Here is a 299-nt window from a genome sequence, read left to right on the forward strand (position 1 = left end):
GAATAATGCTAGAGAAACCATACTTACAACGGCTGCGAAAATTTTAGTAAGTTCTGCACCTAAGAAGTAAGTCACAAGGAACTGAGTTTTAGCGAAAGAAAAACCACTTACAAGAATACCTTGCCAAGTTTCTTTAATACCTTTAATTCCATCAACCATTGAAACAAGTAAGAAAGGTAAAACAATACTAATGAATGGTAAAATAAGAACAGGTTGACGACCGATAGTTAATGCGTCTAGCTCAGTTAATTGTGCTGGTACTGTAACTGGGATACCCATAGCACCCATAGCACCACCAG

The 299-nt window shown here is 37.5% G+C and carries 1 protein-coding gene; it reads right to left on the bottom strand.

Features of this window, described 5'->3' with window-relative positions; genetic code table 11:
* The coding region (locus ACSG5Z_RS30755; protein WP_435712846.1) for an L-lactate permease at nucleotides 1-299 on the bottom strand (299 nt) is incomplete at both ends.

It is taken from the genome of Bacillus pretiosus (assembly GCF_051294775.1).
GTDB classification, from domain to species: Bacteria; Bacillota; Bacilli; order Bacillales; family Bacillaceae_G; genus Bacillus_A; species Bacillus_A wiedmannii.